Origin of the sequence: Pedobacter cryoconitis (assembly GCF_014200595.1) — a bacterium.
GTDB classification, from domain to species: domain Bacteria; phylum Bacteroidota; class Bacteroidia; order Sphingobacteriales; family Sphingobacteriaceae; genus Pedobacter; species Pedobacter cryoconitis_C.
The window spans coordinates 2,813,410-2,836,247 of record NZ_JACHCG010000001.1 but is presented as its reverse complement, the minus strand read 5'-3'; the positions used below and the strand labels follow the sequence as shown (position 1 = coordinate 2,836,247).

22 protein-coding genes are annotated in these 22,838 nt (G+C 39.1%); 15 read left to right on the top strand and 7 right to left on the bottom strand.

All coding sequences use genetic code 11. From position 1 onward, the window contains the following. Positions 1–123 precede the first annotated feature (123 nt). A complete protein-coding gene (locus HDE70_RS12020) occupies positions 124–1,527 on the top strand; it encodes a PLP-dependent aminotransferase family protein (protein WP_183890323.1) in 1,404 nt (467 codons plus the stop codon). A gap of 105 nt (positions 1,528–1,632) precedes the next feature. Further along, positions 1,633–2,151: an N-acetyltransferase gene (locus tag HDE70_RS12015; RefSeq protein WP_183869727.1), complete on the top strand. Its 519-nt coding sequence runs from the start codon at positions 1,633–1,635 to the stop codon at positions 2,149–2,151. 43 nt (positions 2,152–2,194) lie between these two features. Here HDE70_RS12015 and HDE70_RS12010 read toward each other — a convergent pair whose 3' ends face one another. Further along, positions 2,195–2,581, bottom strand: coding sequence for a nuclear transport factor 2 family protein (locus HDE70_RS12010; protein WP_183890321.1), 387 nt, complete (start codon positions 2,579–2,581; stop codon positions 2,195–2,197). A 205-nt stretch (positions 2,582–2,786) separates the two neighbouring features. On the opposite strand from HDE70_RS12010, the gene HDE70_RS12005 reads away from it, so the two are divergent. Genes HDE70_RS12005 through HDE70_RS11995 form a run of 3 tightly spaced genes read left to right on the top strand, consistent with a single transcriptional unit; the run spans position 2,787 to position 6,758 of the window. Beyond that, the gene (locus HDE70_RS12005; RefSeq protein ID WP_183890320.1) at positions 2,787–4,127 is read left to right on the top strand and encodes a TolC family protein; all 1,341 of its coding nucleotides are present in this window, start codon (positions 2,787–2,789) and stop codon (positions 4,125–4,127) included. Next, the gene (locus HDE70_RS12000) at positions 4,024–5,178 is read left to right on the top strand and encodes an HlyD family secretion protein (protein ID WP_260160386.1); all 1,155 of its coding nucleotides are present in this window, start codon (positions 4,024–4,026) and stop codon (positions 5,176–5,178) included. The genes HDE70_RS12005 and HDE70_RS12000 overlap by 104 nt, the downstream gene beginning before the upstream one ends. 2 nt (positions 5,179–5,180) lie before the next feature. Then, entirely contained in the window at positions 5,181–6,758 is a 1,578-nt protein-coding gene (locus HDE70_RS11995; RefSeq protein ID WP_183890316.1) for an MFS transporter, read from the top strand. Positions 6,759–6,953: 195 nt separating this feature from the next. On the opposite strand, the gene HDE70_RS11990 is transcribed toward HDE70_RS11995, so the two are convergent. The 3 genes from HDE70_RS11990 to HDE70_RS11980 all read right to left on the bottom strand — a co-directional run bounded on the left by HDE70_RS11990 (position 6,954) and on the right by HDE70_RS11980 (position 10,080). Beyond that, positions 6,954–8,105: a helix-turn-helix domain-containing protein gene (locus HDE70_RS11990; protein ID WP_183890314.1), complete on the bottom strand. Its 1,152-nt coding sequence runs from the start codon at positions 8,103–8,105 to the stop codon at positions 6,954–6,956. A gap of 65 nt (positions 8,106–8,170) precedes the next feature. Beyond that, the gene (locus HDE70_RS11985; RefSeq protein WP_183890312.1) at positions 8,171–8,911 is read right to left on the bottom strand and encodes a metallophosphoesterase family protein; all 741 of its coding nucleotides are present in this window, start codon (positions 8,909–8,911) and stop codon (positions 8,171–8,173) included. Next, positions 8,911–10,080, bottom strand: coding sequence for an MFS transporter (locus HDE70_RS11980; RefSeq protein WP_183890310.1), 1,170 nt, complete (start codon positions 10,078–10,080; stop codon positions 8,911–8,913). The genes HDE70_RS11985 and HDE70_RS11980 overlap by 1 nt, the downstream gene beginning before the upstream one ends. A gap of 87 nt (positions 10,081–10,167) precedes the next feature. On the opposite strand from HDE70_RS11980, the gene HDE70_RS11975 reads away from it, so the two are divergent. Together HDE70_RS11975 and HDE70_RS11970 are read left to right on the top strand one after the other, a co-directional pair. Further along, complete coding sequence (locus HDE70_RS11975; RefSeq protein ID WP_183869735.1) at positions 10,168–11,022, top strand: AraC family transcriptional regulator; 855 nt, start codon at positions 10,168–10,170, stop codon at positions 11,020–11,022. A gap of 103 nt (positions 11,023–11,125) precedes the next feature. After that, complete coding sequence (locus HDE70_RS11970; protein ID WP_221270751.1) at positions 11,126–12,079, top strand: aldo/keto reductase; 954 nt, start codon at positions 11,126–11,128, stop codon at positions 12,077–12,079. Between the two features lie 70 nt (positions 12,080–12,149). Here the strand turns inward: HDE70_RS11970 and HDE70_RS11965 are convergent, their stop codons facing one another. Then, positions 12,150–12,875, bottom strand: coding sequence for an IclR family transcriptional regulator (locus tag HDE70_RS11965; RefSeq protein WP_183869736.1), 726 nt, complete (start codon positions 12,873–12,875; stop codon positions 12,150–12,152). A 172-nt stretch (positions 12,876–13,047) separates the two neighbouring features. On the opposite strand from HDE70_RS11965, the gene HDE70_RS11960 reads away from it, so the two are divergent. Beyond that, a complete protein-coding gene (locus HDE70_RS11960) occupies positions 13,048–14,379 on the top strand; it encodes an aspartyl protease family protein (protein ID WP_183890308.1) in 1,332 nt (443 codons plus the stop codon). Positions 14,380–14,440: 61 nt separating this feature from the next. On the opposite strand, the gene HDE70_RS11955 is transcribed toward HDE70_RS11960, so the two are convergent. After that, a complete protein-coding gene (locus HDE70_RS11955; RefSeq protein WP_183890306.1) occupies positions 14,441–15,025 on the bottom strand; it encodes a PhnA domain-containing protein in 585 nt (194 codons plus the stop codon). Positions 15,026–15,143: 118 nt separating this feature from the next. On the opposite strand from HDE70_RS11955, the gene HDE70_RS11950 reads away from it, so the two are divergent. Continuing rightward, complete coding sequence (locus HDE70_RS11950) at positions 15,144–17,027, top strand: gamma-glutamyltransferase family protein (RefSeq protein ID WP_183890303.1); 1,884 nt, start codon at positions 15,144–15,146, stop codon at positions 17,025–17,027. A 24-nt stretch (positions 17,028–17,051) separates the two neighbouring features. Beyond that, positions 17,052–18,773, top strand: coding sequence for a patatin-like phospholipase family protein (locus tag HDE70_RS11945; protein ID WP_183890301.1), 1,722 nt, complete (start codon positions 17,052–17,054; stop codon positions 18,771–18,773). A 4-nt stretch (positions 18,774–18,777) separates the two neighbouring features. Here HDE70_RS11945 and HDE70_RS11940 read toward each other — a convergent pair whose 3' ends face one another. Next, complete coding sequence (locus HDE70_RS11940) at positions 18,778–19,113, bottom strand: hypothetical protein (protein WP_183869741.1); 336 nt, start codon at positions 19,111–19,113, stop codon at positions 18,778–18,780. Positions 19,114–19,192: 79 nt separating this feature from the next. Here HDE70_RS11940 and HDE70_RS11935 point away from each other — a divergent pair, with 79 nt between their 5' ends. The 5 genes from HDE70_RS11935 to HDE70_RS11915 are packed head-to-tail and all read left to right on the top strand — an operon-like array spanning position 19,193 to position 22,809. Next, complete coding sequence (locus HDE70_RS11935; RefSeq protein WP_183890299.1) at positions 19,193–19,873, top strand: ArsR/SmtB family transcription factor; 681 nt, start codon at positions 19,193–19,195, stop codon at positions 19,871–19,873. A 17-nt stretch (positions 19,874–19,890) separates the two neighbouring features. Next, a complete protein-coding gene (locus tag HDE70_RS11930; RefSeq protein ID WP_183890296.1) occupies positions 19,891–20,655 on the top strand; it encodes a metallophosphoesterase family protein in 765 nt (254 codons plus the stop codon). 21 nt (positions 20,656–20,676) lie between these two features. After that, positions 20,677–21,318: a hypothetical protein gene (locus HDE70_RS11925; RefSeq protein WP_183890294.1), complete on the top strand. Its 642-nt coding sequence runs from the start codon at positions 20,677–20,679 to the stop codon at positions 21,316–21,318. Positions 21,319–21,353: 35 nt separating this feature from the next. Continuing rightward, the gene (locus tag HDE70_RS11920; protein ID WP_221302042.1) at positions 21,354–21,785 is read left to right on the top strand and encodes a MarR family winged helix-turn-helix transcriptional regulator; all 432 of its coding nucleotides are present in this window, start codon (positions 21,354–21,356) and stop codon (positions 21,783–21,785) included. Continuing rightward, positions 21,769–22,809, top strand: a complete 1,041-nt coding sequence (locus HDE70_RS11915; protein WP_183890292.1) for a phosphotransferase — start codon at positions 21,769–21,771, stop codon at positions 22,807–22,809. The genes HDE70_RS11920 and HDE70_RS11915 overlap by 17 nt, the downstream gene beginning before the upstream one ends. The last annotated feature ends 29 nt before the right edge of the window (positions 22,810–22,838 follow it).

The window sequence follows — 22,838 nt, the reverse complement described above, 5'->3', positions numbered from 1 at the left end:
AACCAAATGCCGTGCCGTATTGTTTATATTTTTAATAAAATACTTCATATTTCTGCTAATTGTTATTTATTACCTTTGTGATACAGGTATTATTTGATTGAAATATACCGATACAGTTTGGCTATGAAACAATACCGGTATGAAGAATTTACAGTAATTATTGAAACTCAGATCAAAGAAGGCATCTATAAACCAGGGCATAAACTACCTTCTGTAAGAGCAATAATGAGAAAATATGGAATGAGTACAGGCGCTGTACAACAGGGGTTTGATTATTTAATGAGTAAAGGTCTGGTTGAAAGTATCCATAAATCCGGATATTACATTTCTAATGTGCTTGAAAATCAGGTCAGTATATCGACTGGAAAACGGTTGCCCGTAGTCAGGGATGCTGTGTTTAAACATAAACTATCACAAACTACTTCCTTGCGTGCCGGCCGGAATTCTTTAACTGAATTCAACGTGGCTGCTCCGGGAGATTTATTAGTTCCTCAAAAAATGATTTTAAGGACTATGCAGCAAGTGATCAGAGCACAGGGCGCTGGTCTCTTAAGGTACTATCCTTCAACAGGATCGGAAGAATTAAAACATAATATTTGTAAACATTCGGCACACTACAATACAAAGATGAACGCCGATGAGCTGATCATTACCGATGGCGCATTACAAGCATTATATATTGCTTTGGTTTCTACTTGTTCTGCCGGTGATGTGGTTGCTGTTGAAAGCCCTTGCGTGTTTTCCATTCTTCAGGTAATTAAGACTTTACAGCTAAAAGTAGTGGAGGTCCCTATGGATTTTCAGACCGGATTTGATATAGGATATTTAGAGAAAGCATGTTTAACAACAAAAATAAAAGCGATAATAGTAACCCCGAACTTTCAGAATCCTACAGGGATCCTGCTCTCTGACGATCAGAAAAAACAACTGCTGAATGTGGCACAACATTGGGGGATCGCTGTAATTGAAAATGATGTATATGGAGATTTAAATTTCACTGGTCAGCGGCCATCTAACCTGAAATCATTTGATGAAAGCGGGCTGGTAATGACCTATTCTTCGTACGCTAAAACACTGGCTGCGGGAATCAGGCTGGGCTGGTTATCGGCAGGCCGGTTTTTCCAGCAGGCAGAGCAGGTGAAATTCTCAACCGGGGGCACTGTTTCTCCTGTTTACCAGGAAACAGTGAATCAATTGCTGAATACGCATAGTTATGACAGACATATCAGGACCTTCAGAACTCAATTATCAAAAAATGCTTACCATACAATTAATCTGCTGACCACTTATTTTCCAAAAGGTACACAGATGGTTATGCCTGCGGGTGGTTATAATTTATGGGTTAAACTATCAGATGAAATTAATAGCAAAGATTTTTACCTGCATTGTGATCAGGTAGGGGTGAAATTCACACCAGGCGAAACTTTTTCCTTCTCCGGTGATTTTAAACGGTTTTTCAGAATAGTATTCGCTGATCAATATTCAGCAAAGCGGATCGAAGGACTCAAACTTGCAGGAAAGGGTTAGCCTGATCAATTAGGAGGGATGCTCACTGTATCGGTCATTTAGCAGGAATGTGTATCGATATGAATTGATGATCGTGGTTACCTTTGGCCCTGTAAAATTAAAATCATGGATCAAAAAGTTATCACAAAGTTCAAAGTAGCAACTGAGGATGCGATTGCTGAATTATTATACCTGACCAGGACTATCGCTTTAGAAAAATATGCGCATTTAGTAAATGAAGAGGTGATGGAAGATTATATTTTCCGTCATTATAATGATAAACAAATTATTGATGAAATGAATAGCTTTGGTAACCAGTGGCTGGTTGTTTATGTAGAGGGACAGGCTGCCGGATATGCATTTGTGACTACTCAGGGCAAAAGGCCAGCATTACTGGAAGATAAAAAAGCAGTCTGTATCGCTGATTTTTGTATTCTAAAGGAATATTTATCCGGTGAGGCTAAACAATCTTTACTCAATAAATGCTTAGCTATAAGCAAGGGCTATGAATCATTGTGGCTGACAGAACAAATTGATAGTCCATTAATATCTTTTTTTGAAGCCCATGGGCTCCAGACTATAGCAGAACAAAATAATTTTATTCATCCGGATATCAGGATGAATTATATGATCAAAGAGAATTAGTTTTTTAAGGAGCACAAATACAAGATATTTCTGCTCCTTAATATTAAATTCTGGAGCCCAGATCTCTGTCTTTCGGATCTCCGCTAATTAAATAGGTCAGTTCATCACAATAACATATTTGATCCCCTTCAAAACGGAATTCCCCGATAACCTGTATTTTCATATCGCTGGCAGTTTTTTTACTGACCACATGATTAGAGAAAACTGTATTGCCTTCCTGTACTAATGTTTTGATATCAATTTTAATTTCAGGCATATCTTTTTTCAGTGTTTTCATATGTTGATTGAAACCATCAAAATGCAGTGTCTTACCATCTACATGCTGCACATAATTTTGACTGAAATACTGATGAATAAGTTTTTCATTGTAAACAGAGTTTTCAAGCACTGCTGAAAACATCTCTTTTAAACGCGATTTATAATCTATCATATCTATATTATTTGACTACAAAACTATCAATGGATACTAGTCTTTACAATGGCATATAGACGGCAAAGATTGGACTATCCGCGGAAGCAATGAGCTGTCTTTTATTCTTTGCTGATTTTCGCTGGTAAATCCATGTGGCCAAAATTAACAAATGTATGGCCGATTATATAAAATGATTTGTGTGGTGATTGGTGAATTTTGTTAAATGAAACAACAGGAAATTAAGGTTGGTTATTCGGTCTTCTGTATCTTACTTTTGTTACCGGGCCCTTGTGTATTTGGTCAGACCCCTGAACATGAGCCTGTAAAGCTTACGCTGAACCAGGCCTGGGACAGAGCTTCAGCATATAATAAGGAAGTTGCAGCACAACAAATAACAACCAGGCAACAGGCCGAAGAGTTTAACGATGCCAAAACCAAAAGGTTGCCTGCTTTACAAGCCGGTACAGGTTATAATCGTTTGACAGCTATGACAGCCTTTGAAGATGGGCTTTCTAAGCCAAAGAAGATCCATCTTACCCCGGATAATGTTAATCTGGATGCCAGTGCATCTGTGATCTTATACCAGGGAAAGCAACTCAATAACTACGTGAAAGAAAAGGAACAGGCCAAATACTTGTCTGTTACACAGCAAAAGCAACAATTAGCGGAGGTGAAGGTAAAAGTAGCAACTACCTATTATAGTGTACAGCGAAATGAACAATTCCGAAACTTGCTTTTAGCCAATTTAAAAGAAGAAGAAAAGAGGCAGCAGCAAATGAAAGTGCTGTTTAAAAACGGGGTCGTTTTGCGGAGTGATTTGTTAAGAGCAGAATTGCAGATTTCCAGGCAGAATATGAAGCTGATCGAGGTTAACAATACCATTCTGCTTGCTGAAAATGAATTGAAATTGTTATTGGGAATACCACAGGTGCAAGCACTCACTTTAACAGATCCTATTGTAATGCCTCAATTGCAAAAGGAAGAAAGTTTAGCGTCTTTGATCAGTGAAGCACAAACTGAAGGTTATGAAATCAAGATTGCTACACAAAGAACACATATTGCTTTTTTCAAGCAGAAGCAGGTTCAGGCTGCTTTTATGCCTAAAGTTGAGCTGCTGGCAAATTACAGCTACGCTTATCCTGACAATGTTTTTTATCCGACAATCAAAAGGGTATATGGCCTGGGCTCTGCCGGAGTCAGAATAACAATGCCACTGTCAGCATTATATCAGAATAAGCACAAGTCGGCGATTGCACAACTTGAATCAGGTAAACAAAAGATTTTGCTTGCCGATCAGGAAGATAAAACAGGTCAGCTGACTATGAATGTATATATCAGATACAATGAAGGCTTAAAAAGGGTAGAGATCGCAGAAGAAAACATTAAACTGGCTACAGAAAATTACCGGATTGTTAGTGCAGGTTATTTTAATCAACTGGCCTTATTAACCGATCTGCTTGATGCAGACACACAATTATTACAATCCAGATTCGATCTGGAGGATGCGAAGGTTATCGCTATCCTTCAATACTATCAATTACTTAAAACAGCAGGAAGATTATAAAATGGAAAATAAAGCCAATCGTACCGATCAGTTGATCGCTTTTATTACAAAATGTTCGGCAGTTATCCTGCTTTTGGGACTGATGTTATGGGGAGGAAAGTATCTCTGGGATGGATACCATTACGAAGAAACAAATGATGCACAAATTGAAGAATATGTAAATCCAGTGAGTACACGGGTAAATGGTTATATCAAAAAAGTCAATTTTGAAGAGAACCAGCAAGTTAACAAAGGGGATACATTGGTTATCATTGATAACAATGAATATCAAATTCAACAACAAGAAGCAGAAGCCTCGCTGGCAAATGCAGAAGCTGAAATTAATGTATTGCAAAGCAGCACAGCAGTCCTTGAAAATACAGCAAAGGTAACACAATCACAAATCAGTGCGGCGAAAGCTAAACTGACCAGGCAGGAACAGGAATATACCCGTTATCAGCACTTATTAGCTGGTCAATCAGCTACACAGCAGCAATTCGATAATGTGAAAGCATCCTTCGAAATAGCTGAATCTGAATATCAGACTGCTCTGGGCAATTACCAGGCCTCACTTTCAAAAGTGAAAGAAGCACAATCCCGGAAAGCATCAATACAAACAGAGATCAAAAAAAGAGATGCAGTGCTGGGGCTGAAAAGATTGAATGTCAATTACACGGTGATTTTAGCTCCCTATCAAGGCAGAGTAGGGAAAAAGAACATTCAGGATGGGCAATTGGTTCAGGCAGGGCAGGTGCTTACGTTTATTGTAAATCAGGATGCTGGTAAATGGGTAATTGCTAATTTTAAAGAAACCCAGACCGGGAAATTCAAACTGAACCAGCCTGCTTTGATTACGGTGGATGCTTATCCGGGGGCTACTTTTCATGGAGTTATCGAATCGCAGTCTCCCGCTACAGGTTCCCGTTTTTCATTATTGCCACCCGACAATGCCACAGGGAATTTTGTGAAAACCATTCAACGTATTCCTGTTCGCATCCGGCTGACTGATACCTCCGAAAAAATCGCGCTGTTAAAAGCCGGAATGAATGCTAATGTTTCTATTAACCATTAATTATGGATAGTTTTTTTAAAGAGTGGGCCCCGGACTGGCTGATCAGGTTAACTATCTTTTTGGTTTTGATGCCTGGTCTGCTCGTTTTTGCGCTTTACTTCAGCAATATTCCGGAGGCTGGTGGTTATTATGGAATAGAACCTGCCGATGTTCAGTTTTCTATTGTCATCATGTATGCCGCATTGGTTAGCTTTTTTCCTGTCGATGACCGGTTTTTTAAGTATTTAAAACCAAAGCCTTATTTTATTACAGCCACATTGATCAATATAGCGCTCTATTATATTTGTGGAATAACGCGTGACCCGGATATACTGATGATCTGTCGTTTTCTTCAGGGTTTATCCTGTAGCATGTTATGTAACTTTTGTTTGAATCTTATCTTTTATAAGTTGCCGCAACAACGGGCAAGAGCATTGGGATATGGCGTTTTTTATGGTGTAATACAAGCCTCTATTCCTGTCTGTGCCATTTTTTGCAGTTGGATACTCTATCGCTACGAATTCAATCATTTATTCTATCTGTTGATATTTATGCAAATTCCAGGAGTGGTATTGATGCTATTGATTGTGAAAAATATCAGGATCAGAAAGAAGTTCCCACTTTATCAATTAGACTGGGTGAGTTATGTTTTTTTTGCATTTATACTCTGTTCTATAGGCTATATCCTGGTATATGGTCAGCAGCTGAACTGGTTTTCTGCTCAGAAGATAAGGCTGTTATCATTGGCGGTTATTATTTCTGCCGGCCTGTTTAGCTACCGGCAATTGCATTTGAAGCGCCCTTTGATCCAGCTTAGATTGCTTCGGTCCGCGAATTTCCGAAATGGATTATTACTGCTTGCTTTATATTATATCTGTAAAGGGACAACAGGCTTTACTTATACTTTTGCACAGCAGATTTTAGGATTAGATCCTATACATCTTATTCCATTCTGGGGGGTAAATATTGCTGGAATAGTGCTGGGAATGGCTATTGCAGTCCGGTTTGTACTACTCAAAAGTGAGGCTAAAATATTATGGATTACAGGCTTTCTTTCTTTGCTGATTTTTCATCTTTTAATGTATTTTCTTTTTTCAGCAAATGCAGAAGAAAAACAATTGTATCTGCCTCTTTTCATACAAGGATTTGGGACAGGCTGGCTAATGGTTCCTCTTGTTGTATTCCTGGTTTCAGCAGCACCGCTTTCTATGGTTGGAGCTACACCATTTATAGGTATAGTCAGCAGATTTCTTGGTTTATCTGCCGGTATTGCAATCGGTAATTATTTCCAGCTATATTATAAAAGCATACATTTTAATGATTTCCGTCAATATGTAACGGCATTAAATCCATTATATACAGAAAAAATGAACGACTTGCAGTCAGGAGTAAGTTATAGTGGAAATAGTGTGGGAAATACGCAGGGAACCGCTGCTGTATTACTGAATAAATCTATTGCAAATCAGGTATTTCTAAGATCTGCTATGGATTACTATTCTTTAATGATCCTGGTGATTAGTGTAATCATAATTCTGATCATTTTTTTACCAGGGGTTAAGCAGGTACTGCTGGTTTTCAGGAGCAAAGTATTGCCGTATTAAGCGGTATAAATTTAACAGGTATAACCCAATTACAGTTAATTTCAATATCGGATAGCTATTCCGGGAAATGACAGTTTTATAGGAGTTATGGCTAGGTTGTGTTGCAGTTCTCCAACAATAACTTAACAAAAATGTGAGGTTTTATAACGGGTTATATCATTTTAAAGTTGATTGAGGTCAGCCCATAAACCTACACTAATGTATATACTTTTTGCGGTATTCAGTAGGCGTCAGATCCGTATGTTTTTTAAACGAAGTATTAAAAGATGATTTGGAATTAAACCCTATCTCATATAAAATTTCAAGAATGGTCAGTTTTGCTCTGGCCGGGTCTCTCAGGATTTTCATTGCCTTTTCAATCCTGTACGCATTTACAAAATCAAAGAAATGCTGATCCAGATGATTATTAATCAGGATAGACAAATCCTTTACAGGCATATTTATCTGATCAGCGAGATCTTGTATCGTCAGCGCAGGTTCAAGATAAGGCTCGTTCTGAACCATATAATCTCTGATCCGCTGAATATTTTCCTGATCTTGTAAACTTAAAACTCCATTATCCGGTTCTCTGACTGAATGATCTTCCAGAACTAAATCATCAGCAGGCTGAATTTTGGAATTTATCCCTCTAAAAAGATCCGGATAATATAACGCCTTCAATACAAACCAGCATAAGATGAACACCGCATTGATTCCAACAATAATTTGTGCACCATTAAAAACATCCGTACTGACGATAAACTTTAAAATATCCTTCAGCATCACAATCGCATGTACAATCGTGATCACCACCGTAAGCTGAAATAACCATTTATAAGTGATCGTCCTGCTATCTGCATAATTTTCCAGATAAATCTTTCTATATTTTCTTAACACCAGGAAAACACCAATAAAATAGCCTGCAAATTGTAAATGCCCTGCCAGTAACATGATTTTTGAAGCTGGCCAATCTCCATAATGTTCAATGAAAATTATTTTTGCAGTAAAATCAGCCAGGTAAACCTTAGGCAGCATAACCAGGTTATAAACTATAAAAGGAAGAGCATGCAGCAGATGTTTGGCTTTTAACCTGAAATCAGAAAAGCAAATAGATAAAGCATATAGATAAAAAACAGGATTGATCAACCAGGAAGCAGATCGTCTGAATATCTCCAGATCAGGATGTTGTATGGTGAACCCATAAATAAACCATGCACTCAGATCAATTGCATTCAGTAAAATAAAACCGGCCAGCAACACGTTTCCCAATTTTCTTTCACTAGGTACCGTGAGAAGAAAAAAAGATAAAAGCACGGAAACAAATACTGCAATCAGGCTTATAATACTTATCAAACTGTTACTATCCATTTAGTGCATATTCGTTTTAACCTCACTAAAGTAAATATATTGTTCAATATATTGAGTACTTGCATTTAAACGGGTTCCAAAAAACAGGCATAGAAATCAGGAATATCACTTTCCTGAATCGCCTTCACTACTTTCTCTACAGGATAAGCTAATTTAACAAGTTCTGCCTGAACACCCTCTTCATTGATAGTTATCAAAAGATAACAAGCCAGCGGTTTTCCTTCTTTCGATCTGCCGGCAGAACCACAGTTGATCACCATTTGATCATCAGCTTCAGAAGAAACCGTTCTGATATAGGATTCATGTGTATGTCCCATCACCAATATATCTGCTTGTTCCTGATCCAGCATTTTCCGAATATCTTTCAGGTCATGATCCTCATAAATATATTCCTCATTACTCCTGGTACTGCCATGCACCAATAAAATACTAAATGGCTTTTCTTTCAACCTGAAAGTAATTTTTAACTGCGTTGGGAGTCCCGCCAAATAGGCTTTACAATCCTCTTTAATGGTGTTTTTTGTAAAATTGATAGCAGCTGTTCTTGCCAAAGTTTCTTCCTGGCTATGCTTTGTTAGCGGGACAACAGCATGATTAAAAGCGATCCGTTCATCATGGTTACCCAACAAGCAGGGAATTTGCAGATCCCTGATGGTTTCGATAACTTCATTTGTCCAGGGGGCAAAATCCACCAGATCTCCCAGGCAATAGACCTGATCTGCTTTTCTTTTCTCAATATCTTCCAAAACAGTTTGAAGTGCTGGTAAATTTCCATGCACATCACTAAATATGGCAATCAGGCTCATTACTTATAGCGTTTAGAAATGATGACAATTAATAAAGCAATACCGCTCCATAACAACATTTGAGAAGTAGAAAGTCCCCATTGTCCTAATTTCCAGCTCAGCAAACCAAAATAAGTACCTACTGCTGCACCAATGAAATAAGTGGTCATATAAATTGTATTTAACCGGCTATGCGCATCCTCATGCAAACTGTAAATACGGGTGAAGTTGGTAATTTGTGTCGCCTGAACGCCAATATCCAGAAAGAAAACGCTGATGATTAAAACAGGTATTGAATAGGGGAAGACCTTGATGAGTAAAATACTGCCAATAATCATAGAAACAGTAAGCAGCAAAGAATTGTAAACATTACCCTTATCGGCCAGTTTACCAAAGTAGGGGGCAACTAAAGCTCCGCCGATTGCAATCAGGCCAAACAAACCAATTGTTCCGGTGTGGTAATTCAGCGGCGCACTGCTTAAATGGAAAGTCAATGTTGTCCAGAATGAGCAAAATACACCAAAGGTGAAAGCACCTAATAAGGCTGCCTGTCTTAAAACACGGTATTCCTTAACCAGGGCAAGGGTAGATTTCAACAGGCTCAGGTAACTTCCTTTAAATTTCGGAGTGACTTCTGGAAGATATAATTTTAGTAAAATAGTCATTGTTAAGACCATGAACGCAGAAATGCCATATACATAACGCCATCCCAGCCATTCTGTAATTAATCCGCTCAATACCCTGGCTCCCAAAATACCAACCAGTATCCCACTAAAAACCTGTCCGACATTTTTACCCCGGTTATGTTTGCCCAAAGTCGCAGCCATAGGTAAGATGATTTGTGCTGGCGTAGAGAAAAGGCCCACAAAAAAACTAAGCACACAGATTCCCGTTAATGTGGAGGAAAAAGCGAAAAGGGTCAGTGTCAGAATGAGCAGGCCGCAAAGCAGAAGGATCAGGTTTTTCCGGTTCAGTTTATCGCCCAGCGGCAATAAAAAAAACATGCCCAGGCCATAACCCAGTTGCGAAAGCATCGAAACCTTTCCGATCTGACTTTCGCTCACATGTAATGCTTGCCCGATTTCGTTTAATATGGGTTGATTATAATAAATATTTGCCACAATAACCCCAGCTGAGACTGCCATTAAAGGGATAATTGCGGGGTGTAAGTTTGATTTTTCTGTTGTCATGAACTCTTTTAATTCTGTTACAAACCTACCGTTGTGGAAGGCTTACAAATTGTACATTTAAACGGTATATTTGTAAAAACTTATTAATTGGAGCGATTTATTCAGCACGAGCCTCTTTTTATCAGGCATTTTACGACCAGCATATGGCCATACCCGGTACATAACCATAATCATTTTGAATTGATGTTTATCCACCGTGGAAGTGGCTACCATGAATTGAATGGGGCGATGAGCCCATACCGGGGAAAATGTATGTTTTTATTAGCGCCAGCTGATTATCACACTTTAATTATTCAGGAAGAAACGCAGTTCAGTGTTTTGAAATTCAGCAATGTTTATCTTGACGGTGCAGCCAGTGAATCTGCTAAAAATGAATGGAATAAGCTGATTGATCATTTACTTGTTGTCAGTAACGCTTATGATTCCTGCCTGGTAAAATCGGCCGGTGAACTTGATAAAATTGATCATATCATGCGGATGATCGTTAGAGAATGGCAGGAGAGAAACACATCAAATGAAGTTATCTTTTATCTGATCAGAAGTGTTTTTGCTTTGATTAAGCGAAATGCCTTCCATCAAACAATTCCCGGTCACCTGCCTGATGGAAACCTGTTTATTGGGATCATGAACCATATTCATATCCATATTCACCACCCGGAAAGCCTAAGCTTAAGTACTTTGTCTAAGCAATTTAATCTATCTCCAAATCATTTAAGCACTTTGTTTAAAAGGCAAATGGGTATTTCCGTTAAAAAATATATCAGCGATTATAAATTTAAGCTGATTGAGAACCGGTTGAAATTCGGAAATTCTATGATTAAAGAAATCAGCAATGAATTTGGGTTTACAGACCTGAGTCATTTTAATAAATTTCTGAAGAATCAGGGGGGCATTAATCCTAAAGACATCAGGAAAAAATCAAAGGCTGAGCCTGAATATTAATATAAGTTCAATAATATGGAACAAACAGTTGTTTTATATTTATTGTTTCTTTGATTATTTATCAATGATGTACTTTTAGGTGTTGAATTTAAAATAAACAATCATGATACAAAAAAGAAAACTAGGTACCTCCGATATAAGTATTGCACCTTTAGTATTTGGAACTAATGTATTTGGCTGGACTACCGATGATCAGATGACGTTCAAATTGCTGGATCATTTTACGGCCAATGGTTTCAACGCAATTGATACCGCAGATGTTTATTCCGCATGGGTTGATGGTTTAGAAGGTGGCGAATCGGAAAAAGCAATTGGGAGATGGTTAAAAAAATCGAATAAAAGAAGCCAGATTGTATTGGCTACCAAAGTTGGTGCAGAACTAAGCCCTGCTAAAAAAGGATTAAGTAAAGCTTATATTATTTCGGCTGTGGAAGGTTCCCTGAACCGTTTGCAAACGGACTATATTGATCTGTATCAATCTCACTATGATGACCTTAATACACCGGTTGAAGAAACACTGGAAGCTTATGATACCCTCATTAAAGCGGGTAAGATCCGGATCATTGGAGCTTCAAATTTTACACCAGAACGGTTAACTGCTTCCCTGGAAATCAGTAAAGCAAAGGGTTTACCTCAGTATCAGACTTTTCAACCGGAATATAACCTCTTTGACCGGGCAGATTTTGAGAAAAATATTAAGCCGGTTACTACTGCCAGCGAGATCAGTGTAATTAACTACTTTTCATTGGCCAGTGGATTCCTGACCGGTAAATACAGAAAGGTAGAAGATTTACAGAACAGTAAAAGAAGCGGTTTTGTAGAGAAATATATGACCGGCAGAGGTTTCCGGATCTTAAATGCATTGGACGAAGTTTCTTCGAAATATAATACAAATCCGGCGTCAGTGGCTATCGCATGGTTGCTGGCAAATCCGGCAATCACAGCTCCAATTGCAAGTGCAACAAATATTGGACAATTAGACGATTTAATCAGAGCGACACAATTGAACCTGGATCAGGAATCGGTTGCGCTTTTAAATATAGCAAGTGAACTATAGAGTTTAAGCTCAATTGAATAAACCCCTGTCTCTTTTAAAAGTGACAGGGGTATATATAAAATACCTTGTTTTAAGGAAGCAGTTGCGTACTGTATTTGGGAAGTGCCTTCAAAGCATCGTTAATGACCTGTATCGCTTCAGCAAATTGAGGTTTGCCAAACCGGTAAGAAGGGCCGGAAACACAAAGTACAGCAATAATTTTCCGCTGATAAAATAAAGGGACCGCAACACAATTTAAGTCCGGATCATATTGCTGGACATCTAAAGCATAACCACAGGACTCGATTTCCTTAATTTCGTTCAGCATTCCCGAAAAATATTCCTGACCATGATACTTGATCTGGTTGGTTTGCAAATAAGCAGAATAAGTGAGAAATACTTTTCCAATTGCTGTGGTCGTCATTTCAAAAGGTTTACCCATTTTTAATGAAATTTTCACAGCCCTGTTAGGTTCACAGTTCAGCTCATGGCGATAAAATGCGCCCATCTGAACAGCCAGGTAAGAAGATTCTTTAGTCCCTGCCGTGATGCTTTCCAATATAGGGCGTAATTCCTTTTTCAACAAAACAGATGAAATATCCGGTGCATACAGGCATTGCAATTTTGGAGTAATCTGATAACGCGGACTCAGGTCATCCTGTTCCAGATAGCCTAATTGCCTGAGTGAATCCAGGAAATTGTGCACCGTAGTTTTATTGAGGTCTAATGCCTGTGCAATATCATTCAGCCGGACGAGATTACCATTTTTAGCAATATATTCCAGGATATCAAATGTCCTTTTAACAGATTGAATCATGAGTTCATTAATATGGAACAAATTTACTGTTAATAGCTGATATCTGCTTATTTGTTCATGCTTTATTGCTTTGCATACCCTATTTGTCCACCCTGGTTAATTCTAAAGAGACAGTAAAGGACAGAAGGCTGCCTGACCTTCCATACCTTCGTATTCATTTAAACAGGTACGCATGAAATTAGCGAAGTATTTATGGATAGCCGGGGTTATACTAATGGGCAGCACAGAACTGAAAGCACAAATTGCCCAGATTCCTTACGAAACCCGCGGATCGCATCTGCTGGTCAAAGTACAAACCAATCAGAGTGATTCATTAAACTTTATTTTTGATTCAGGTGCTACCAATATATCTATAGATTCATTAACTGCGGAACGTGCTGGCATTAGTAAAGAAAACCGGGAGACGGTTTCAGTTGGCGGATCCGGAGGAACTCAGAATTATAAAATGGCTTTGCATCAAAACTTAAAACTGGGAAATATAGAAATCAATGATGTCAATATGGTATTGATAAACTTCAAATCACTCTCTGAAGCAATAGGTGTAAAACTGGATGGTATTATCGGTTATGAAATATTAAATAAATATGTAACAAAGCTTGATTTTGATCATAAAAAGATATCGTTTTATGATCAGATAAAATCAGTTGATACTACAGGTTATACAGGAATCCCTTTTGAATTTAATAAAAACATACTGATTCCCCGTTTTCCGATTTCAGTTACTTTAGCCAATGGGGAGACTTTCACAGGCAGGGTCATGTTTGATACAGGCAATGCTTTTACGCTGATTGTCAGTACCCCTTTTAGTAAATACCATAATTTCAATAGTAAATTGGGAGAAACCAGTATGCAAGTGGGCAGGGGATTAAATGCCACTACGCAAGATCAGCTGGCAACTATTAATTCCATGTCATTCAATGGGTTTAACTTTGGTAAAATGGGCATCAGGCTGACAATAAATGATCAGGCAGAACCGAAAGACGGTTATTTAGGTATTTTAGGAATGGAAGTAATCAGGCGTTTTGATGTGATCCTGGATTATCAGCAAAAGAAAATTTATCTGAAGCCTAACCAGGCCTATCATGATGCTTTTCCTGTCGAAGCGAAAAAAACAGGATTCTATAAAGAAAGCGAAGACTTTTTAGCGAAAAATAAAACCAAACCCGGTGTAAAAGTTACGCCTTCAGGTTTGCAGTATAAAATTATTAAACAAGGGAAAGGCGAAAAACCTGCTATGGAAGATAGGGTAAGCCTGAATTTTACTGCTACGTTAGTTAACGGCAAAAAAGTATGGAGTACTTATGACGGGAAAAAGCCCTGGGTACATCATTTAGATAAAGCTTTTGACGGGTTAGGGGAGGCAGTACTGATGATGCCTGAAGGCTCTAAATGGATGCTGTATATTCCTGCTAAACTGGCTTTTGGAGATACTGGTACACAGGAGGTCCCACCTGGTGCAGCTTTAATTTATGAAGTGGAACTTTTGAAAGTAGATCATTCCTGAGCCGTCTTGCAGGTAAGAAGCCCCAATAGTTTTAGGTGAGGCTTCTTATTCGCTTTATATATTAGCCTTGTTTTCTTACATATTTAGTAAGGATCACAATGACCTGACCTTCAATTTTACCTTCTATCTGGTCAGTATTGTTATCTACTAACCGGATGTTTTTAACTACTGTGCCCATTTTCGCATTTAGCTGAGAACCTTTGACATCTAAAGATTTTGTTAATACAACCGTATCGCCAGTTTGCAATAAAGCGCCCAGACTGTCTTTGTGTACTTCTACTGTATCCGTATCGTTATCTAACCCGCCGGCAGCTTTTGCCCAGGCCAGTCTTTCTTCATCAAGATACATCATGTCCAGGTTGTCCATTGCCCAGCTTTCATTGCTCAGACGGTTCAGCATACGCCATGAAACTACTTGTACACCTGGTACTTCACTCCACATACTTGTCTTTAAACAACTCCAGTGTTTGCTGTCAAGTTCTTCTTTCCTGTCAATTTGCGCCAGGCATTTCTCACAAATCAGGATACAGTTATCTTCATTGCTGCTTGATTGTGGTGGCACCTCATATAAATTAAGAGTTTCCCCCGATCCGCATAATTCACATTGATTCTCGCTTCTTTTCAGCAATTGTTCTTCCAATTTCATATCCTTCGGTTAAAATAAAGAGCGCGAAGATAATTATTTTAGCCGGGAATCCGGTTTTTCTACTTTTACTGATGTTTTTCAATTTATAAGCCAGTAAATTTTTCCTATTTTGGGTTCTATGAAACAACTTTTATCCGCATTATTTATCTCCGCAGTTTCGATCTTTCCTGTGGCTGCGCAACAAACCCAGAAACCGGTACTGCATGGTCAGAACTGGATGGCCATTACAGGTAAACCATTAGCTGCAACGGCTGGGGCGATGACCTTTCAAAAAGGTGGAAATGCAGTTGATGCGGCTTGTGCGATGCTGGCTGCGACTTGTACCATGTGGGATACTTTAAGCTGGGGAGGTGAAACGCAGGCATTGATTTATAATCCAAAAACTAAAAAAGTAATTGCAATTAATGCAATGGGGGTCGCACCAGGCGGGGCGACTGTTGATTTCTTTAAAAATAAAGGATATAATTTCCCCCCGGAATATGGCCCTTTAGCTGCAACTACGCCTGGTACGCCCGGCGGACTTTTGTATATGCTGGCCAATTACGGGAAATTAAGCCTGGAACAAGTACTTTCTCCGGCTATGGAAATGGCAGCGGGTTATCCGATAGAGGCGCAAGCAGCCAATAGCATTGAACGCGGAAAAGATAAGATTAAGGAGTGGCCATACAGTAAGGAAGTTTTTCTGACACACCCTGGTGAAAAGAGAGAAGCACCTGAAGCAGGCGAAATCTTTGTTCAAAAGGATCTGCTCGCTACCCTTCAGAAAATGGTAGCGGCAGAGAAAACTGCGCTGAAACAAGGAAAGAATAGAAAGCAAGCGATTATGGCTGCTTATGACCGTGTTTATAAAGGGGATATCGCTCAGGAATTTGTACGCAGCAGCAGGGAGCAAGGCGGGCTGATTACCATGGAAGATCTGGCTAACTGGAAGCCTGTGGAAGAAGAGCCGCTGATGGTGAACTACAAAGGAGTTGATGTTTATAAATTACAACAATGGACACAAGGCCCGATGCTTTTGCAAGCGCTGAATATTCTGGAGAATTTTGACCTGAAAGGCATGGGGTGTAACAGTACAAAGTACATTCATACCCTTTACCAGGCGATGAATCTTGCATTTGCAGACCGTGACTTTTATTATGGTGACCCTAATCATGGGCCTAAAGGGCCTATGAAAGGCTTATTGAGTAAGGAATATGCAAAAGAAAGAGCGAAACTGATACAATATGATAAAAATGACGCGGATATAGGGCCTGGTAATCCATATCCTTTTGAAGGAAGAAAAAATCCATACATCAAGTTATTGAAAGATAGAGGTTATGAACTGGATCTGACGAAGAGGAATTTTGCGCCCGCACATGATATGACGAATAATATGCCTGATGCAGCTTATCAGGATAGATTGTGGCTGGGAACTACTTCTGTAGAAGCCGCTGATAAAGAAGGCTGGGTAGTTTCCATGACCCCTAGCGGCGGATGGTTACCAGCTTGTATTGCCGGGAAAACAGGAATGGGGATGAGTCAGCGGATGCAAAGTTTTGTGCTGGACTCTACGTTAAATCCTTTTAATGTAGTGGCGCCGGGAAAAAGACCGAGGGTAACTTTATCACCTTCTATGGCTTTAAAAGATGGAAAACCATTTTTAGCTTCTGCTGTTCAAGGAGGAGATACACAAGATCAGAATCTATTACAATTCTTTTTAAATATGACAGAGTTTGGAATGAATGTACAGCAGGCTACCGAAGCTGCAAACTTTAATACCAATCAGCTCTGGCTTTCGCTGGGCGGGACGAAAACAACCGACCGTCAGCCTAAACCCGGACAGATCTTATTAAATGATAATACGACGCAGGTTGTAAGGGATGAACTGAAAAAAATGGGCTATACTTTAAGTTTTGGCAGCAGAACCAGCGGCCCGGTGAATGCAGTTTATTTTGACTGGAAACATGGTAGTCTTTGGGGAGGATCCAGTAACCATGGTGAAGATTATGGGATAGGCTGGTAATTTTTTTATCTTGAAGTAATTTTTATGAGAAACGCTATTCCTGATCCAACAAATGAACAGGAGAAATCTCCTGCGGCTGAACCTGGGAAATTTCACCTTGGAATTTGTATGGCTGGTGCAGTATCTGCCGGTGCGTATACAGCGGGTGTGATGGATTATTTGCTGGAGGCACTGGAAGCTTATGAAAAAGTAAGAGGACAGCCCGGTATGCCTAAACATGAAATAGAAATACCTGTAATCGGTGGCGCTTCGGCAGGAGGAATGACTGCTATGCTTACTGCTGCGGCTTTGCAGCGGGAAATGTATCATATTGATCACCCGGGCCCTGATATTTTAGCAGAACATAAAGATCATATTTTATATCATTCGTGGGTAGACCTCACCGATAAAGATATGTTTGAGCGGATGCTGAAAAACGATGATATTGATGGAACAATAGTTTCAGCATTGAACTGCTTATTTATTGATGAAATCGCTGACCGGGTATTGAAACCTAAAGATCCTGAGTCAATCAAATGGAAGCCTTTACCTTCTTTCTTTCCCCGGAAACTAAAACTATTTACCACATTGAGTAACCTTGGAGGGTTTACCTACAATGTGAACTTTAATGCGCGGGGTTCCAGGCGGCCGTATTATATGAAAGTTCATCAGGATTATGCTTGCTTTGAATTGAGTTCAGCGGAGCAACCGGACAATCATTCTCCCGGCTGGATGCCACTTAACTTCAGAACCGGAACTAATGCGCAGGTTGCAGTAGATGCTGCACTGGCTACCGGTGCTTTTCCAGTTGGATTTAAAGCGAGAAAAGTTACCCGTTCCAAAGACGTTGTCAACAATAATCCTTTGTTTGATGAGAAAATGCTTCAGGCAATTCAGATCAATGCTGACCCCTATCAATCTCTCAACGTTGACGGGGGTATGATTAATAACGAACCTTTTGATAAGGTAAGGGAGGTTTTAAGTGCGGTTTGCGGGCAGCAGGCACCAGCATTATATAATGATTATAATACATTCAATTCTACGGTAGTGATGATTGCGCCGTTTCCCAGTACAAAGCCAGTTGATATTAAACTGTTTGATAAATTAATGCATGTGATTGGTCTCACTTTATCGGCGATGGTCAGCCAGATGCGGTCAAAAGCAACACAGGTTGTAGATGCAATGAATGAAAGTTGTGCGGGTCAGTTTCTGATTGATCCAACCAGGGAGCTGAGGAAAACGGATGGGACTAAAGCCGATCTTCAGGGAGAGCGTGCTATTGCGTGTGGTGCATTAGGAGGATTTAGTGGCTTTTTGAATAAGGAATTCAGGGTACATGATTATTTCCTGGGCCGACATAACTGCAAGATATTTTTACGTGATTATTTTACGGTTCCTGATAGTGCTAAAGATGAAAACCCAATTTTTAAAGTAGGTTATCAAGGTATTGATACAGCTAAATACCGGTCTGAAGTTGATGGAAACTGGCAGATTATTCCGATAGTAGGAGAGGTTGATTATACCTTTCCGCAATTTGCTTTTAGTTCTGGCAGTAACTGGCCTGTGCAAAACTGGGAAGCGATAAGCCAATATAGCGGAGTACTAAAAAAACGTGTACAAGCACTGATCCTTAATTTGGTGAAATATAAGCCAGTACACAAATTCTTTTTGTGGATCGGAACCAGGATCTTATTGAGAGGGATGATTGCCAAAGCAATGCTGGCAACCATTAAAGATGAACTTAACCGCTGGCAGCTGCTTAAATAATATATTATAAATTGAGGGTGATATAGGTTGTAGGATCATCATTATAAAGATCATCGTCAAATACGATCCTGTTATAACCGCTGCCAAGAAATCTGACTGTCGTATAATCTCTATTATTAATCGTATATAAAGATACATCTATAACAGGCAGTTTATGATCGATGGGAATGGAACGGTAGCCGTAAACATTGTAGGTCTGGATATCAAAGCCATTTTTAATGGAGATTACACAATTGTCACAAGAAACTTCAAATCTGTAATCGGAGTAAGGTTCACCATTTGTTTTAACACAAGAACTAAAGAAGAAACAAATTAATAATAGGGCTATGAGCTTATTCATTATGGAAATTTATAAATTCCAAAGGTAACATTTCATTCCAGAATGAAGTATGTGTTTTAGCAATAGGGTATATTTGAAAATGGAACTTGAAAATTTAACCAGTATTGCTGGACTGATTGGCGAACCTGCACGTATTAAAATGTTATGGGCTTTGATGGATGGTAAAGCTTATACAGCGACCGAATTATCTATTGTTGCTGGTGTATCTCCTCAAAGTGCAAGTATGCACCTGGGAAAAATGGTGTCAGCTGATTTGTTAAAGGTTAGTAACCAGGGGCGTCACCGGTATTTTAGCTATGCCAGAGCAGAAGTTGCTTATGCGATTGAAGCCTTGTCAAACCTGGCCCCGCATCAAAAACAGGTGATTGTTAAGGTAACTAAAGATGTTCCTTTTGAATATTGCAGAACCTGTTATGATCACATTGCTGGCAAAGCAGGGGTAATGCTTAATGAGCGGTTAATAGCCATGGATTACTTGGTGGAGAAAGATAAGCATTATGAGATGACTGCTAAAGGAGAGACGTTTTTTCAAGAATTTGGTATAGATACAACCAGTTTATTAAAACAGAAACGCCCTTTTGCCAGGCCTTGTCTGGATTGGAGTGAGCGAAGGCCGCATCTGGCGGGTTCTCTGGCTATGCGTATCTTAAATAAAATGATTGCTGAAGACTGGATGAGAAAAATACAGGATTCCAGAACCCTTTTAATTACTTCTAAAGGGCAGTCCAACTTATACGACCTGTTAGGCATCAAAATTTAACCCTTCCCGATTTTTATATGGCTGATCAAACTATTGCTTACCTGACCGATGCCCATTTAGGTCAGAAAATTATCCTGGATCAGGAAACTGGTATGATGCGCTATACGCAAAACACCGAAGAACATAAAGATAAGCTGAAATTTATTCTAAAAGATATAGCCTCAAATGGGGTTACTGAAATCATATTCGGTGGTGATATTGGTGCTCAGAAAGCTAATCAATGGTTCTTTAAGACTATTGATGAATTCAATTTCAAATTTTTAATGGTACTTGGCAATCATGATAGCTACCAGCAGGTAAGCCAGTATTATAAGAATGAGCATCGCAATGAACCGGATGATGAGCTATATTATGCTGATGAAGAAGGTCAGTTCAAATTTATTTATTTAGACTCTTCTTCCAATGCAGTCAGTCAGAATCAATTGAACTGGCTTCTTCAGGAACTGGATACGGATAAAGAAATATTACTTTTTATACATCACCCTGTTTTAGAAATCGAAACTCCATTAGATAAAGTGGGGGCTGCCTTAAAAGGCCGGGATGAAATTAAGCGCATCCTGTCCGGAGTCCAAAAGGATATTGTTGTTTTCTGCGGCCATTATCATATGACTGATGAATTAATAGCGGGAAATATCAGGCAGTACTCCTCACCAGCATGTTCTTATCAGATCGAAAAGCTATCAGAGAAGATTGAAATTGATACTTCGTCATTTGGCTACAGGTTGATCACTATAAATGGCAGGCAACTGAGTACTGAGGTTAAATTATTTAAGTCATTATAGCTTGATTTATTATATTTAAAAATGATAAAGATAAGTTGTCCTTACGACTGGGTTTGTGGCCAGGAGTTTACTGTAGAAGAACTGAGCAGTCATGACCGGGATTTTGTAATTAGCGCTACGGCTAAGAAGATGAAATTGATATTTATTGATTGCCCTGTTTGTAAAGTCACCTTCTCTTATAATCCATCCACCAATGAAAGTATAGCATCAGATATGATCAATCCTGACCAGCAGGTGAAAAAAGAGCCTTTGCGTAAAACTTGGAAATCATTTAATACGCTATTGAAAAGAGATCAGGCAGAGATTCCGAAAATATACCTTGATTATTTGCTGAGTGAGCAATTCGAAGCGAAACTGGAGGTATGGAAGGATCAGGATAGTTTTGAACTCTTTAGTTATGATGCGCTCCGTGAGGTAGTTAATATTGATGGAAAAGATTATGTCAATGCCAGGCAGCTCAAAGGATTTGCCCTTTCTTTAAATGAACTGGGTCAGGAAACCAATTACCTGGCCAAAAGTATAGTTATTGGCCAGTCTGGTACCAGTCTTTTATTTATTGATAGCCGGGATCAGGATTCGTTATTTATTTTCCATCCGGATGGGGGAGATACAGAAAAAACTAACCTGTCCCTGAAAGATTTATTTGATAAGCATATAAAATAATATTATTATTGCATAATCATTGACTAGTCAAGTATATGTTTGTAATAAATCACGCACTTAAAACACTGATGAACCTGTCCAAAGTACAAGCTGTGATCTCCCGCAGGTTCGATCGCTTAAATATTCACGGCATAGGATTCAATGACTTTATGATCCTTTACCTCTTGCAACAATCCACAGATGCAAAGATGAGAAGAATAGATCTGGCAGAACAGATTGGGCTCACTGCTTCGGGTATAACACGAATGTTGTTACCTATGGAGAAAATAGGGCTGGTAGCCCGTGAAGCAAATGAACGCGATGCCAGGGTGAGTTACGTTGTCCTTACTTCAGCTGGAAAGCAATTGTTTGAAGACGCTGAAAAGACGGCCAGTACATTGGCTAATGAGATTATTCCGGCTTTAAAACCAAAAGATATCAAACCTTTAACTGAATTGCTAACCAGCCTTGGTGGCAATATTACCTAGTCAAATGCAAACCCTGCATTCTCTTATACCCGGGTCAAGATCAGCGGCAGTTGAAGACGCATTGGTACAGACCTTTAATACGATAGTATTACAAGAAATAATTTTATTGACTGGCGGATTATCTGCTGCCTGCGTGTATAAAATTGTAGTGAATGACCAGTCCTATATTTTGAAACTGGCTGACCCGGCTGAGGTTATCCATGACCATTCTTGTATGGAAGCTGCTGCCAGTGCTGGCATTGCCCCACCAGTTTATTATCTCAATAAAGCTACAGGTATAACCATTACAGGCTATATTCAGCAGTTTCCACTGCAAACTGCTTTCAAATCTCCGGACATCTTATTAATTGAGCTTACAAAAACGATCAGAGGTATCCATGAGCTCCCGCTTTTTTCAAAAGAAAATAGTTTGCTGGATACCGTTGAAGGCCTGATTACTGAGTTTAAAACATCACAAATGTTAACTGGTGCTGCTTTTGACAATTGCTTTGCTTATTATGAGGTGATTAAAACACATTACCCATGGTATGATAGCGATAGGGTTTCGAGTCATAATGATCTTAACCCTAATAATATGATCTTTGATGGAGAGAAAATATGGATTATTGACTGGGATGCGGCTTTTGGGAATGACAGGTATGTTGACCTGGCTATTATAGCAAATTTCTTTGCAGCAGCAGATCAGGAAGAACATTTGATGCTGGAAACCTATTTTGGTGATAATTTAAATGAATACCATAAGGCAAGGTTCTTTATCATGCGTCAAATCTGCCGTATAGTTTATGCGATGCTGATGTTCAGATTGGCAAATTCCTCGAAGGAGGATGGAGGAAGTCATGATCCCGATATGCAGGAAGCTACTATGGCAGCAGTTAGAAAACAGTTAATGAATGGACAATTAAACCTTGCTGAATATCGTGGGCAGTTATTGTTTGGTAAAGCCATGTTGAACGAGGCTTTAAATAATATGCAGTCTGCCAGATTTGATAACTGTATTAAACAATTGATAAATATTATAAATTGATAAGACTGCTTCAGATAGTTCTTAAGCTT